Origin of the sequence: Streptomyces vinaceus (assembly GCF_008704935.1) — a bacterium.
In the GTDB taxonomy this organism is placed as follows: domain Bacteria; phylum Actinomycetota; class Actinomycetes; order Streptomycetales; family Streptomycetaceae; genus Streptomyces; species Streptomyces vinaceus.
In genome coordinates this window covers 1,842,250-1,856,524 of sequence record NZ_CP023692.1, presented here as the reverse complement: position 1 = coordinate 1,856,524, position 14,275 = coordinate 1,842,250, and the positions used below count along the sequence as shown (strand labels likewise).

Below are 14,275 nucleotides of genomic sequence, written 5' to 3'. Positions count from 1 at the left end.
CTGATCAGAGTGAAAAGGAGCAGGTCCCCGGTGTGGTGGCTGGGTCCGGACAGGAGAGGTGTCAGCGGCCGGCCCGCAGGTGGATGTCCTGGGTCCAGGCGTCGGAGCGCCCGGAAGGGGTGGTCTTGCACGCGGTGGCGTAGCAGCGCCAGAACCAGTTACCGTTCTTCCGCCGCCGGATCTCGATCTCCGTGCCCCGGCACCGGCCGCACTTCGGCGGGCGGGCGAAGGTCTCCGCGTGCTCGTGCGCGAGCAGCTTGCGGGCGAAGTACGCGCCGCGCATCGCGACCATCACCTCCCGGGTCCAGCTCTGGGACAGGGCGTTCAGGCTGCCGAGCAGGACGGTCCGCTCGTCGAAGACCGCGATCTTCTGGTGCATGACGTTCATCGGGATCACGGTGTGGGCCACGGCGCGCAGGTCCGCGATCAGCGCCTGGCTCGCGGGCTTGCGCTGCAGCTGGTCCGTGTCGTCGCGGATGAAGACGGTGATCCGCACGCCCCGGTCGGCGGCGGCGGCCAGGGCAGGCAGCAGGGAGCGGAGCCGCTTCGCGACCCACGGCGCCCAGAGCCACAGCGAGTGGCGGGCCTGGAGGATCTCCTCGGCGAAGGTGTCGTAGAAGGTCCTCTCGTCGTCGACGTCGGTCACCTCCACGTGCCGGCCCAGCACCTCTGCCAGGGCCGTGCCGAACTCGCCGCGGAACGGCACCGGGGCCTTCGGCGGGGCGATCAGGTGCTTGGCCTTCAGGACCCGGACGCCCGGGGATCCGATCAGCGCGGCCAGTCGTGCCAGGGCCGTCCCCGGCTTGGCGTTCCTGACGCGGGCGCCGCCGGCGACGACGTACAGCCGGGCCTTCGTCCGGGTCACCGCCACGTTGAAGAGGCGGACGCCGTTGCGGTGCCAGGCGTCGGCCCCCGGCTGTCGGTGGGCGAGAGCCATCCACAGTTCCCGGCTGTCCCCGCTGCCCTCCACCGTGTCGAAGACGACGACGTCGAACTCCCGGCCCTGGAACCGGTGGGCCGTACCGACCTCCGCGAGCGGACGCCCCGCGCCTTCGACGTCACGCAGTGCCTCCAGGGTGGCCTCGGCCTGGACGCCGTACGGCGTGACGATGCCGGCCTCTTCACCCTGTTCGCGGTGGAGTTCCACCAGGGCGCGGGCGATGAGGGAGCCGGCCGGCCACCACCCCTTGCGGCTGCCGGTCAGGTGGGCGCGGGCCAGCTCGTGCAGGCCGTCGGTGTCGATGAGGACGATCTCGGGGTCGTTGTCCGGCCGTTCCCGCAACACCTGGGGGCCGCCCGTGAGGGCTCCGCCGTACGCGAGGTCGTTGGCCAGCCGCATGACGGCGGGGCCGAAGCGGTGCTGTTCGGTGAGCGTGACGCAGGACGAGTGCGCCTGGGCGTCGGCGGGTTCATGGATGCCGCAGTGCTGGAAGACGTCCGGGTGCAGCCACCGCTTGATGTCGGGGCGGTCGTTGTTGCCGAGGGCCGGCGGGATCACCGGCCCCAGCTGCATGAAGTCCCCGAGCAGGACGGCCGCCCGGTCCGCCTTTCCGGTGGCGAGCAGGACCTCGGGGAGGGTCGCGGCACCCGCCTCGTCGACGAGGACCACGTCGTACGGTCCTTCGAAGACCGTTCGGTTGGTGCGGAACCGGGCCAGAGTGGTGGCGACGAGCTTGGCGGACTTGATGATCTCGCCCTGGGCGTTGCGGGCGAGCCGTTCGTACTCCTCCTGTGCCTGCTGGTACTGCTTCTCCAGCTCCGGGCGGCGGGTGCGGTCGGCGGCCACGGCGGGACGCAGCCGTTCGGCCCGGTCGTGCTGGGCCGGCCAGCCCCGTCCGGCGGCGTGTTCGGTCAGGGCATGGGCCTGCCGGGTGCGGGCGGCGGTCTCGGAGGCCCGGATCGCATCCTGTTCGAGGGCGAGCGCATGCTGCTGCGCCTGCTCGCTCTCGGCCACGAGGGCTCGGGCATCGGCTTCGAGCCGGGCGATCTGGTCCTGGGTGAGCGGGATGGTCTCGGCCAGTGCGTTGATGCGTGCACCGATACGGGCGATGTGCGCGGTCGCGGTGGCGCGGGCTTCCTGGGCTGCCACACGGGCGTCGCTCGCGGCCCGCCGGGCGTCCGCCAGTTCGTCCTGGAGGGCGGTGATCGTGTCGCGCTGTCGCCACCTGCCGACGGCGCCCTTCGCCTCAAGGTCCTTCAGCCTCAGCTCCAGGGCGCGGCGGTGGTCGTCCGCGAGCAGGGCGTCGGCCTCGACGTTGCCGGCCGCCTCCCGCACCCGGGTGATCTCCTCCGAGAGGTCGTCGACATCGCGCCAACGGACCTTCGCATCTTCGGCGGCCTTCTGACGGGCGTGCGCCGTCCCGATGGCCTCCCCGAGGCGAGCCAGGCGCTGTACCGCCTGGCCGAGCCGCTGCTCCGCCTCCTTCACCTGGGCCTGCGTCGCCGCCACGTCCTGTCCGGGCGTCCGTATGAGCTTCAGTGCCGCGAAGTACGACGAGGCGTCGAATCCCGCAAGGCTGCTCTCCAACGCTGCCAACTGGCCTGCCCGGTCCCCGATCGCGACGAGTTCGGCCTCGAGCGCCGTGCGCCGGGCCGTTGCCTCCGTCAGCCGGGCCCGGACCATCAGGGGCAGGGAGACGGAAGGGTCCTCGGCCACCTCGCGCAGGTGCGGCGGTCCCACCCGGACGATGTCACCGGACGCGTGGCGCTTCTCCCGCACCACCCCCAGCAGGGCGTTGTCCACGGCAATATTGGTCGCCGACACCAGCAGCACGCGCCGGCCCTGGGCGATCAGGTCCCCGATGGCACGCTTGAGGACGGTGGTCTTCCCCGTGCCCGGAGGCCCCCACACCAGATGGACGCCTTCGCCCAGGCAGGCCCGGTAGGCGTCCGCCTGGGCGGGATGGAAGCCCGGCGGGTCGACGGCGTGGGCCGAGGAGCCGCCGATCGCGGCGGTAGCGAGAGCAGTGGCGAGGGGATGCTCGCCCAGTGCCGCGATGCCGTCACGCAAGGCCTCGATCAGGAAGGTGGGCGGCTGCTTGAGCATCCACAGGTGAGGGTCGGCGATCTCGGTGAACTCCGGTACCCGCACCGTGAGCAGGGAGCCGTTCTGCGCGGTCTCGGAGACGGCGAAGCCCTTGGTCTCGATGCCGTCATCCTCCGGTCCGGCCAGCCTCAAGGAGTCCAGCTGTTCCGGTCCGATGTCGGAGCCCCGTAGATCGACCACGTATCGACCGGGATCACCGCTGCGGGCGGCCCTGCCGACGCGCTGCCAGCGTGGCTGCCTGCCGACGCCGCCCTCGACAGCGATCCACTCGCCGAGCGCCGAGGCGATCTCCTCGCGCCATCCCACCTACCGTCCCCCGATCTGCCCGGTACGGTCGCCGGCGCCTACTGCGCCGCACCCTACCCACCTGGTGGTTGTTACATACAGTGAACGCGAGATGGCAGGTTGACTCAACGCGGTAGGAAGCCGACCAGTCGGTGGGATCCGGCCAAATGCTGTCCTTGACTCACGGTGCGCGCGGCGCGGGAGAACGGCCTGCGATGCCGCCAGCGTCCCCGAGCCCCTAAGCGCCCGGCGCGCACTGGCCCCTTAGCCCCATGCGGGCAGCCCCGGACACCGCGCCTCACCGTCGACGAGGCCAGGACCACCCCGGAACAGGCAGCGCTCCGGCTGCCATAGCTTCAGACGCGGATGAGAGGAGGGCGGATGCACGCGAATCGTTACGACCAATGCGTGCTCGTGCTGATCGAGGTACGGGGCGGGCAGCGTGACTGGGACCGGGCGGAGGGGGAGTTCGAAGGGCAGGGCTGGCCTGTTGTCAGCTCGTTCGGTCGCGGTGACGGAGCGTCAGCGGGGGTGTTGAGGGCGGACTCGTCGTCCCGGCTGTTCTCCGTCGAGGTGCGGTTCTTCGGAGCCCGCAACCGTCGTACCGGGCGGGCCGCGGGCTGGCGTGTGGAAAGTCTTGCGCGCGCCACCGGGCTGGAGATGTACGCACGGCGGTGCGACACGATGGACCGGGACCGGGAGCAGCTAACCACCTGGCAAGCGCACACACTGGCGCACCGACCGCCGCGCGTGCCCGCACCGGGTCAGCGGACGCCGCTGGTGAGGCTGCGTCGCGCTGCCGTGCTCGCGGGCGCACGACTCACGGAGAGGCGCGGCCACCACGACACCGGCATGGTGGTCACGGGCACGGCGTCCGAAGCCCGCCGACTCGCCCGTATGGACCGGCTGAGTGGTTCCGCCCCCGAAGCCGTCACCGACGTGCGGTCGCCTTCCGGCCGGGAGCGCGGCCACATCGTGCCGCGCCGCGCGGAGGACCTTCGCCGCAGGACGAACCGCCTCGTGGCCTGGCTGCTGATCATGGTCTTCTGTGCGGTGGTCGCCCGGCAGGCGAGTGGGGTACGGACGTGGATCTGGGCGGGCGCGGCGGTGGTGTGCTTCCTGGCGGGAGCCTGGCTGGCACGCGACATGTTCGCGTCCGGAGGCCGTGCGTGGAGCCTCGTGCTGTGGAGTGCGGTGGCGGCCCTCCTTCTGGCCGCGGCTCTCGGCGCGGACCTGGGGGACAGCCGGGGCTGGACCCCGGTACAGATGCTGACGGTCTTCGCCGTCCTGACGACAGCCTGGGGGATCTGGCTTCTTGTCCGTCAATGGACATGGACCGACTGGATCACCCCTTGCCTTCGCCGTCGTCGCGTCCGCCGTAGTGTCGTCCGGATCGGTGCTGCACGCGATGTACGCGGACACCCTCGACCTGACGCCCGAGGACCTCGACGCCCGCAATCTGGCAGGCCGTCTCGGCGGTGAAACTGCTGAGTCTGTTCGGCTCCGCCCTGTTCGTGCCAGCCTTGAGGGGCATCGCGAAACACGTACACGCGCCGTTCGTCAGTCCCATCGAGCGGCTTAACGTCCTTCTGTACGTGGCAGCCCAGGCAGCTGCGGCGGTCCTGTGCCTGCTGGGGGCGCTGGACTCAGTGGGTGATGCGGTGAAGGGCCTCCGTGCGGCGGCGGTCCGGCAGGCGGAGCTGCCCTCCTACTTCGGGGTGGAGCCGGAATGGATGTGCGTGGAACCGACTGTCCCCGCGGCGAAGCTCAGCAGCCAGGGCGGTGTCCTGAAGCCCGGGCGCCCGTATGTCTCTTTCGGAGAGGCCGGGGGACCATCTCGCTGTGGGACGAGCCGGCGGGCAAGGCAGTGCAGGTGCCAGCCGAGCAGGTACGCCTTGTACCGGCGGCCGACGGGAGGGTCCGGTGCACCTTCTCGTACGAGAGCCTTCCGAAGGGGGACTGAGCCTTGCCGGGGCCGTTCGCGGAGTTCCGCGAAGTTGGTCCCCTCCTCGGTCTCCCAGAGGCTCCTTTCGCTGACCCGTAGCCTGTGAGGGCGGTGGCTGACATCGTCACGTGCTTGCACATCTGTTGATTGACGCGCGTCCCGGCCAAGGGCATCTACGACGTCCGACACGCGGCCCGGTCGGGGACCGCACGACTGCGTTCCGCGTCGCGAATCAGCCAAGTGCTTTCGTTCCTGTCGTCCGCTCCGTCCGCTGCGGGACAATGACCGCGATGAGCTCGTTGGGGCGCTTCGCCGGGCGGCGGAGTCCTGGCAGGAGTACGAGCACTGACCGGTTTCCCCGATGGCGCGGGCGCCGAATGGCGCGCGAGGCCTGGGCATCGGCCGCGTTGCTGCGAGACGAGCTGTCCTCGACCGTCCTCACCCTGAACCTGCGCGGCACTCCCGTCCTGGACTGGGCGGCCGACGCGGGCGAACCATGCGTCCTGCCCCTGCGGCAGCTCATCCGCAACCCTCCCGGCATCTCCGCCCCATCGATCCGGATCTGCGAGAACCGGACCGTGCTAGCGGCGGCGGCCGATGTCCACGGCGACTTCGACTGGGGGAGGCTTGCGCATCGCCTCCGCGCAGCTGCGCCGCGTCCCGTGGCTGCCCTGGAGCTATACGACGGCTGACTACCGTGCCGCGGCCCTCACCATTCGGGGCGGTCCACCTCTGACCGGACGACCGGCCGAAGCCCCTGGGATCCGTTTCTGCCCGACGCACTTGAGAACTGGGCGTCCGCATCGAGGAGGAGACAGTCCTTGACGTACTGCTGTCCGACCTGGCCTGATGACAGTGCGGACGGTGGTCAGGCAGCCAGGCCGTGACGCTCATCTGACGCTCGCCCACCGTACCGGAGCTACTCGCGGGGCGCTGACCAGCAGTTCCTCGAGTGGCTACTCATCCACGCCGTCCCGATTACCCACCACGTCGAGTGCGTCGCGATCCTGGAGCCGGTCGCCAAGGGCGCCTGATCCGCTGTTTTTCCGGTGCGCGTTACGTGCGGGGGCGGTGCGTCAGGGGTGACGCGTACCGGGGGAGGTGTGGGCGGTGGGGTGTCGGCGGGGGGTTGGCCGGGGGCGTTCGGCCGGGTGGGCGCCGGTCAGTAGCAGGGCGTCCTGGCACTCGATCTCCCGCCGGTACCTGCGGTACGAGAGGTCGAGCCGGTCCCGCAGGCCGCGGGGTCCGGGTTCCCAGGGGAGCACCACGTCCGGGTGGAGCGCGGTCAGCCGCCGCCACGCCGGTCCGAGGAGCAGGAAGACCCGCAGGTCGTCGCAGAGCCGCCGGCAGCCCACCGTGACCCGCCAGACCGCGGTGAAGTGCAGGCCGAGCACGCTGGCCAGGACGGCGGCCTCGGTGAAGACGAAGTTCAGCACGCTGTACCAGGTGAACCACTCGCCCGCCAGCAGCGGCTGACCGGCCACCAGGAACAGCCGGTTCACGCAGGTGACCGCGTAGGCCACCATGCCGACGGCCCCCACCGCCACCCCGACGGCGATGTGGCCGCGCACCATCCGCACGATCCGGGCGCAGGCGATCGCCGAGGCCCCGGAGCACCCCAGGAAGAACAGGTTCCCGATTACGTAGACGCCGACGATCCGCCAGTCCCCGGTGTACTGGTTCTGCAGCGGATCGGTGCGCAGGGCCCTCGGGGTCGACGCCATCAGGGCGGCGAGCAGTGCGCTCACCGCCAACGCGGTCAGGAACAGTCGTCCTCGCCACCACGGAACCGGGCCCGCGCGCCACAGGGGCGTCCACAGGTACGTTGCCAACAGGGCCAGGCTCACCGACACACCGGTGTCCATGATGATGGAGGCGACCCCGGGCACGGTCGCGATCGGGATCTGAGCGCGGACCGCCGGGATGCCCACGAGTGCGGCGACCGTGAAGCTGCCCAGCGCGGTCAGCAGGAGCGGGGCCTGCGGGGTCGGCCGGGAGCCGACCCGCAGCGCCACCATCTTGGCGAGCAGCGCCAGGCACAGGAACGCGGACAGCAGGGACTGGAGCCGGGTGACCATGACGGCTCACGCCCCGCCGAAGTACCGCTGCACGTCCCAGGACACCTTCGCCTCTGCCCGGTCGTCGATCGCGAACTCGGCGAACGCGGCGGCCAGCAGTTCGGCCTCGCGCTCGGCCGCCGAGTCGTGGACCGAGCGGAACCTGACCACGGCACCGCCCTCGGGGAGGCCGCCGAGCGCGGACAGTGCCGGCTCGTCGTGCCGGTACCGCTCGCCCTCGTGCTCGCACAGGATGTGGGCGAGTTCGTGCAGCACGATGTGGTCGCGGTGGGCGCCGACGGCCAGGTCCTGCACGATCACCACGTCGTCGTCGGTCCGGCAGACCCAGACCCCCATCGGGCCCGGGACCGGCAGCCGTGCCTCGACGACCCGGATGGGCCTGCCCCGCGCCGAGCTGATCTGGTCGCACAGCTCGTGCGCGGAGGAGTACGGATCGAGCCGCAGGGAGCGGACGTACCTGCGGCAGTCGCGCATGGTGCTCAGCCGGCCGGAGGTCACGGGGCCCCTTCCATGGTGTCGAGGATCGCGATGAGCCGGTCCCGCAGTTCGGGCGTCATGCGGCCGGCGCGCAGGGCGATGTGCTGCACCTGCCGGTCCGCGAGCGCGCCGAGTCCGTCGGCCGGATCGGCCCAGTCGGTGGGAGGCCGGCCCGCCGCCGTGCCGGGGGCGGTTGTCGTGGCGCCGGAAGTGAGCCAGTCGACGGTGATCTCCGGATGGCCCTCGGCGAGATGGTCGTTGACGAAGCGGACGAGCGCGATGACCACGGCGATCGAGGGGTTGGTGTAGCGCCCGGACCGGAGCATGCCCAGGTAGCTGCGGGAGACCCGGACGCCGTAGCGGTCCTCGGAGCGGCTGATCAGGTCGGCGGCCTCGCCGGTGCCGAAGGTCTGCCACCGGCCGAGGTGGTTTCGGTATCCGGCGATCGAGAAGAGGTGGTTGATCCGGCCGGTGAGGCTCTCGCCGCCGCCCTCCGTTCGGCTCGCGGTCATCGCCCGGACCTCGTCATCAGGACCGACCGTGCGTGGTCGGCCACGGCCTCCGCCTCCGCCGGGCCCAGCGGGCCCGACCGGGCGGCCGCCGCGTTCGCGAGAAAGTGCTCCGGCCGCGAGGTCGCCGTCAGGACGGTGGTGACCTCGGGGTGGGTGAGCACCCAGCGCAGCAGGGCCTCGGACCAGCTCGTACAGCCCAGTTCGCGCAGGAAGCCGGCGGACGGCGGCTCCGCCAACAGCGCGCCTTCGCCGAACGGCCGCATCACGACCACGCCGATGCCCGCCTCGGCGGCGGCAGGGAGGATGTCCTCGGCCAGGGTGGGCTCCGCCGCGTTCATGTTGACCTGGACGAAGTCCACCTGGTCGGCGGCGATGACGTGGGCGAGGTCGGCCCGGGTGCCGCCCATGCCGAAGGCGTGGTCGAACTGGTAGGTGACGCCGGTGAAACGGACTCGTCCGGCCGCCTTCTGACGGTCCAGCCAGGCCAGGTTCGCCCGCCATCCGTTGAGGTTGTGCACCTGGAGGAGGTCGATGCAAGAGCGTCCGTAGCCCGTGAGCTGCTCGGCGAAGACGGCTTCGACCGCCTCCGGTTCGGTGTCCCAGATCTTGGTGGCGACGAAGAACGACGGGTCCTGGCGGAGCAGCCGCGCGAGGCGGGGTTCCGCGTCGGAGTAGACCGGGGCGGTGTCCACCAGCCGGGCGCCGACCGTGCGGGCGGCCTCCAGCAGGCCCGCCAGCCGGTCCGGGCCGGCCCGGTCGATCGTCCGCCAGGTGCCCAGTCCGAGGACCGGTAGGTCGATGCCGGCCTTGCGGGCCGGGCGCCGGGGCACGGTCGAGGTCATCGTGATCCCTTCACTGCGAGAGGCCGGCGCACGGGGTCGCGCCGGGTGTCGGGGCCCGAGGGGATCGTGGGCGGGGCCGAGAAGGTCCCCTCAGGCGGAGGCCGCGCCCGCGCGGACCGGTTCCGCCTCCGGCGCGGGGCTGGTGATCTGCGTGGCGTCGAGGAGCCCGGGGAACCGGGCGTCGAGGTCGTCGCGCCGCAGGGTGATGATCCGGGTCGTGCCCCGGACCTCGGTGTGCATGACACCGGACTCGCGCAGCACCTTCAGGTGGTGCGAGAGAGTCGACTTGGCGATCGGGTAGACGAGCTGGCCGCAGGAGCGGGAGCCCTCCAGGAACATCACGCGCGCGATGTCCCGGCGGATGGGATCGCTGAGCGCGTGCAGCACCCGGTCCAGGGAGATCTCGGACCGGTCGGGATGGTAGAGCGGGCTGCGCATGGGCGACCTTCTTCGTGTCGTGGGCACCAGGCCCGCGCCTTCCCGGCGAGTACCTGCAGGCCGGCAGATTCAACGTTCTACGACTATAGAAGAACCGGGCCGGCCGGTGGAGGGGCGGTGGGCCGCGGGAGTCACGGGAGCCACTGGGGTCACGGGGGTTACGGGGTCGCCCGGCGACGGGCTTCCCCGCCGGGCACCAGCACGATCTTCCCGCCGACGCCTCCCCGCAGGGAGTGCGCAAGCGCCTCGCCGGCCTGCTCCAGCGGGTACCGGGCGGCAATGGGCAGCTCGAACGGGGCCGTGCCGATCAGGTCCAGGGTGCTCGACAGTTCCAGCGGGAGGTGCTCCAGGAAGCGGACCCCGCGTGCCTGGGCCGCCGCGTCCGGGACGATCGTGACCCGGCGGTCGGCCCCCGCGACGAGCCGGACGGCCGCCCCGGTGGGCTCCGCCCCGCCCGCGCAGTCGACGGAGGCATGGAAGGGCCCGTGTTCCGCGAGGCGCTGCGCAAGACCTTCCCCGTACCCGACCGGGGTCGCGCCGGCGGCACGGACCAGGCCGTGGCGGGCGGGGGAGGCCGTGCCGACGACCTCCCCCGCGCCCAGCAGCAGGGCGAGCCGCACCACGGCCAGGCCCACGCCGCCGGAGGCGCCGTGCACCAGCAGCCGCTCCCCGGGCCGCAGCCCGACCTGGCGCAGGGCCGAGTAGGCGGTGCCGGCGGCCACCGGCAGGACGGCGGCCTGTTCGTCGCTGAACCGGTCGGGGCACAGGGTGAGTTCGTCGGCCTCCTGCGAGGCGGCCACGGCCTCGTACTCCCTGAACGCGCCGGGCCGGCCGTGCCGGATGACGCGGTCGCCGACCCGGAAGCGGCGCACCCCGGCCCCGACCTCCACGACCACGCCCGCCCCCTCGACGCCGAGGCAGCCGCCGGGCAGGTCCATCGGTACGTACGCGCGGACCTCGCCGGAGAGGATCTTCCAGTCGATCGGGTTGACCCCGATCGCGGTGTGCCGGACGACCACCTGGCCGGGCCCGGCGACGGGATCGGGCACCTCGGCCGGGTAGAGGACCCCGGGGTCCCCGTACCGGTCGAAGAGGACGGCGGTGTTCACGCCTGCGCCTCCTGCTTCCTGAAGGCGCCGGCGACCGCGTACACGCAGAGCGAGACCAGGTAGGCGGCGACGGTGAACCCGGCCACGCCCCAGAACCCCGGGACGTTGGCGAGGAGCACTCCTCCGACGGCGCCGCCGACCGTGGTACCCACGTACATCGCGGAGTTGGACAACGAGGAGACCGTGCCCCGGGCCGTCTCGGTCTGCGACTGCAGGATGCTCATGAACACCGGGAACACGCACCCGCCCGTCATCATCACCAGCGCCAGCAGCGCCAGCGCGACCGGCAGGTTCGGGGCGAGCGGGACCAGGCAGTACAGGACGGCCATGGTCAGCACACCGGTCAGCAGGGACCGGTACAGGCCCAGGCGCGCGACCAGGCGGCTGCCGAACAGGGAGCCGATCACGTTTCCGGCGCCCACCGCCATCATCGCGGTGCCGACGGAGGCCACGTTCAACCCGAAGTCCTTGGTGAACCAGGACCCGAGGAAGGAGATGGCCTCGAAGTTGCCGGTCTGGAAGACGAGGTAGCCCAGCAGGTACCAGCGCAGCCGGCCGGTGCCGAGCACAGTCTTGTACGTGCCGACGATGGCCTTCGCCCCGCTGCCCGCGCCGGGTCGGCCCGGGATCGAGGGGAAGAGGCGGGCGAGCAGGACCCACAGCGCCACGGAGAGCCCGCCGATGCACCAGAAGGGCAGGTGCCAGGAGCCCGCGGCGAGCCAGCTGCCGAGCGGGATGCCCGCGAACTGGGCGATGGACAGCCCGGCGGTCGCGAAGCCCATGGTCCGGACGATCTCCTGGGGCTTGACCAGCACCGGGATGGACGCCCAGATCTGAGGGGAGACGAACGCGGCGCTCACGCCGGCGAGGAACCGGAAGAGGATCATCGTCCAGAACCCCTGCGCGAACCCGCACAGCGCCGTCATGACGATGAACCCGGTCAACCCGGTCAGCAGCACCCGGCGCCGGTCCCGCCCGTCCGATATCGGACCGGCGATCAGGGCGAAGACGGCGTAGCCCAGGGCGTACGCGCTGACCATCCAGCCCGAGATGTCGGGGGAGACGTCGAAGGCGTCGGTCAGGGTCGGCAGCAGGGGGGCGACGAGGAAGGTGTCCGTCCCGATGACGAACATCGTGGCGAACGCGAGGAAGGCGACGGTCCGCGAGGAGCGGGCGGCCGGAGGCTGCGCCGGCTTCGCGCCGGCCGTGGAGGAGACAGGTGAGGTGGTGGTCATGTCATCATCACCGCCCAGGAGCGGTTGAGCTTCCCTTCGAGCATGTGAAGTGCCTGTACCGCGATGAATCCCTCGTCGGTGGTCTCCGAGGGGGCGCCGGGCGCGCGCGAGAACCCTCCGTCCGCGCTCTGGCGGACGGTGATCCACCGGACGCAGGCCTCGGTGTCGGCCGGCAGCGCGCCCAGCATGTAGAGCCCGCCGATGGCGTGGTAGGAGCCGACGAAGCTCTCCGCGCCGTCCGTCCGGTAGCGGAAGCCGCCGGCCTCGGTCTGCAGGCCGCGGAGCCACCGGACGGTTTCGCCGGAGTGCGGCGGGCGAAGGCCGAGCGCGATCAGGGCGCCGATCGCGCGGAAGGTCGCGAAGGTGTCGGACGGGGAGCCGGGCCGGTTGCCGTAGCCGCCGTCCGGGTTGCGGCACGCGAGCAGGTAGGCCACCAGGTCGTCCTCCCGCTCCGGGCGGGCGCCCAGGGCGACGAGGGTCAGGGTGGCGAGGTGGGAGTGCCAGGCGTCGCAGGGGAAGCCGGGCGCGTTGCCGAACCCGCCTTCGGGACGCTGGCAGGACCGCAGGAAGGCCACGCAGGCGTCGCGGTCGAAGTCGGGGTGGTCCGCGCCCCCCAGCACGATGGCCGTCAGCACCGCGCAGTACGTGGTGAACGTCTCGGAGGGCAGGGCGGGTTGTTCACCGAAGCCGCCGTCCGGGTTCTGCGTGGCGAAGACGCCGGCGAGCACACCGGGGGTGTTCGGCACCGGCTCGTCCAGGGCCAGCAGGTCGGACACGACGTGCAGCACCGAGAAGGTCTGCGCGGTGCGGTCGGAACGCAGGCCGAGCGGGGACCGGTAGGGGGTGAGGCCGTAGCCCAGGCCGGAGGCGGTGGACCGCAGCCAGCGCAGGTAGTGCTCGATGTCGATGAGTCCCTCGGACAGCCGCCCGGTGGTGACGTGTCCCAGATCGTTGTCGAACGGGTCCGGCTGCGGACGCTCGACGAGCTCCGGCGCGGTGCGGGGGGCGACCACCCGGTCGCCCAAGACGGCCAGGGCCAGCAACTGGGTGCGGGCGTGCTTGCCGTGGAAGGGGACGTACGTGGTGTTGCCGACGGCGAACGAGCCGGTGGTGCGCGGGGGCACCATGACGTGCCGGGCGAGGGGGACCGTCGGGTCGACGGGGGTGGAGAACCAGCTGCCCTGGCCGTGGAAGACACCGCCCGCCACGGGGTCGGTGTTCCGTTCCAGCTCGGCTTCGGCCTCCTGTGCCAGGGCCTTCAGGACCGGTCCGTCCTCCCCGTCCGGGTCGTCGAGCCCGGCGACGGTCCGAGCCGCCAGGGCGAGGAGCGCGTGGTCGGCGACGAACTTCGCCGGGAACGGCGAGTCGGGGTGGCCGTGCAGGGCGGCCACCGCGTCGACGCGCACCACGGAGTCGGCGGAACTGCGGTCCCAGTAGCCGCCGGTACCGACGTGGAGGTGGTGGTCGTGGACGTGGACCAGGGCGCGGCGGGCCCGCTCCGCGGCGCCGGCGCGGCCGCGCCGGTGGAGCGCCGCCCAGGCCAGGGCCGCCAGGGCGGCCGGGCCGGCGCGGTGGCCGCGGAGCGTGTCCGGGACCCCGCGGGGGGTCAGACGGTCCCAGACGGCGTCGCCGTGGACGTAGCGGTCGATCCGCTCGGCCGCCGCGTCGAGGAAGGCCGAACCGGTGCCCGGGGTGAGGGCGTCGGCGGCCAGGATCAGTACGGCGGTCTCCTCCAGCGGGCCGGACTCGTCCAGTGCCACGCTCGCGGAGCGGTCGAGCCGGGCCGGCCAATCGTGGCCGAGGACGGCCTCGACGACGCGCTCCAGGTGGTTCCCGGCCTCGGTGAGCAGGGTGTCGTCGCCGGTCAGCGTCCCGGCCCGGTGCAGGGCCCAGGCGGCGAGCGCCTGTACGGAGGGGGTGCGGACGTCGCCGATCGGGTGGGGTGCGCCCGTGACGTCGAGCAGCTCGCGGAAGCCCGGCAGGTCCGGGTCGGTGAACTCCCGCAGGGAGGCGAGGAGTTTGCGCGCGAGGTCGGCGTCGTCCGGGCCGGGGACGGTCAGGAGGGCCAGGGCGGCGTCCCGCAGGGTGCGGTCGGGGGTGATCACGTCGGCGGAGTCGCGGCCGATGACGGCCGGGACGCGGCCCTCTTCGTCCAGGAGGTGTTCCTTGACGAAGGTGCGGAGGGAAGGAGGACTGGTCATGGGGTTCCTTGTGGATCCGGAGCGCGTGGGTCTGGCGCCCGCTCCCAAATTTCGTTATTCGAAGAAGTTCGAACTGTGGGGAGCGTAGCAGAACGCGCGGTCCGACG

The 14,275-nt window shown here is 72.1% G+C and carries 10 protein-coding genes and 1 pseudogene; 2 read left to right on the top strand and 9 right to left on the bottom strand.

What is annotated here, in order from left to right:
- Positions 1-61: 61 nt before the first annotated feature.
- The gene (locus CP980_RS08130) at positions 62-3,352 is read right to left on the bottom strand and encodes an AAA domain-containing protein (protein ID WP_150527859.1); all 3,291 of its coding nucleotides are present in this window, start codon (positions 3,350-3,352) and stop codon (positions 62-64) included.
- Between the two features lie 387 nt (positions 3,353-3,739).
- Here CP980_RS08130 and CP980_RS08125 point away from each other — a divergent pair, with 387 nt between their 5' ends.
- Both CP980_RS08125 and CP980_RS36695 read left to right on the top strand, forming a co-directional pair.
- Positions 3,740-4,813, top strand: coding sequence for a hypothetical protein (locus tag CP980_RS08125; RefSeq protein WP_229907198.1), 1,074 nt, complete (start codon positions 3,740-3,742; stop codon positions 4,811-4,813).
- A gap of 787 nt (positions 4,814-5,600) precedes the next feature.
- Positions 5,601-6,126, top strand: a pseudogene (locus CP980_RS36695) (DUF2399 domain-containing protein); the annotation flags it as partial.
- A gap of 226 nt (positions 6,127-6,352) precedes the next feature.
- Here CP980_RS36695 and CP980_RS08115 read toward each other — a convergent pair.
- From CP980_RS08115 to CP980_RS08080, 8 genes are all read right to left on the bottom strand, one after another.
- Complete coding sequence (locus CP980_RS08115; protein ID WP_150527858.1) at positions 6,353-7,354, bottom strand: MAB_1171c family putative transporter; 1,002 nt, start codon at positions 7,352-7,354, stop codon at positions 6,353-6,355.
- Positions 7,355-7,360: 6 nt separating this feature from the next.
- Positions 7,361-7,852, bottom strand: coding sequence for a hypothetical protein (locus CP980_RS08110; protein ID WP_132759153.1), 492 nt, complete (start codon positions 7,850-7,852; stop codon positions 7,361-7,363).
- Positions 7,849-8,343: a hypothetical protein gene (locus CP980_RS08105; RefSeq protein WP_150527857.1), complete on the bottom strand. Its 495-nt coding sequence runs from the start codon at positions 8,341-8,343 to the stop codon at positions 7,849-7,851. The genes CP980_RS08110 and CP980_RS08105 overlap by 4 nt, the downstream gene beginning before the upstream one ends.
- The gene (locus CP980_RS08100) at positions 8,340-9,185 is read right to left on the bottom strand and encodes an aldo/keto reductase (RefSeq protein ID WP_132759151.1); all 846 of its coding nucleotides are present in this window, start codon (positions 9,183-9,185) and stop codon (positions 8,340-8,342) included. The genes CP980_RS08105 and CP980_RS08100 overlap by 4 nt, the downstream gene beginning before the upstream one ends.
- Before the next feature lie 90 nt (positions 9,186-9,275).
- Entirely contained in the window at positions 9,276-9,623 is a 348-nt protein-coding gene (locus tag CP980_RS08095; protein ID WP_132759150.1) for an ArsR/SmtB family transcription factor, read from the bottom strand.
- 158 nt (positions 9,624-9,781) lie between these two features.
- Positions 9,782-10,732 carry an NADP-dependent oxidoreductase gene (locus CP980_RS08090; RefSeq protein ID WP_167535806.1) on the bottom strand — a complete coding sequence of 317 codons (951 nt, stop codon included), beginning with the start codon at positions 10,730-10,732 and terminating at the stop codon, positions 9,782-9,784.
- Positions 10,729-11,967 (bottom strand): MFS transporter, encoded by a 1,239-nt coding sequence (locus CP980_RS08085; RefSeq protein WP_132759148.1) that lies wholly within the window; start codon positions 11,965-11,967, stop codon positions 10,729-10,731. The genes CP980_RS08090 and CP980_RS08085 overlap by 4 nt, the downstream gene beginning before the upstream one ends.
- Positions 11,964-14,168, bottom strand: a complete 2,205-nt coding sequence (locus CP980_RS08080; protein ID WP_150527855.1) for a prenyltransferase/squalene oxidase repeat-containing protein — start codon at positions 14,166-14,168, stop codon at positions 11,964-11,966. The genes CP980_RS08085 and CP980_RS08080 overlap by 4 nt, the downstream gene beginning before the upstream one ends.
- Between the last annotated feature and the right edge of the window lie 107 nt (positions 14,169-14,275).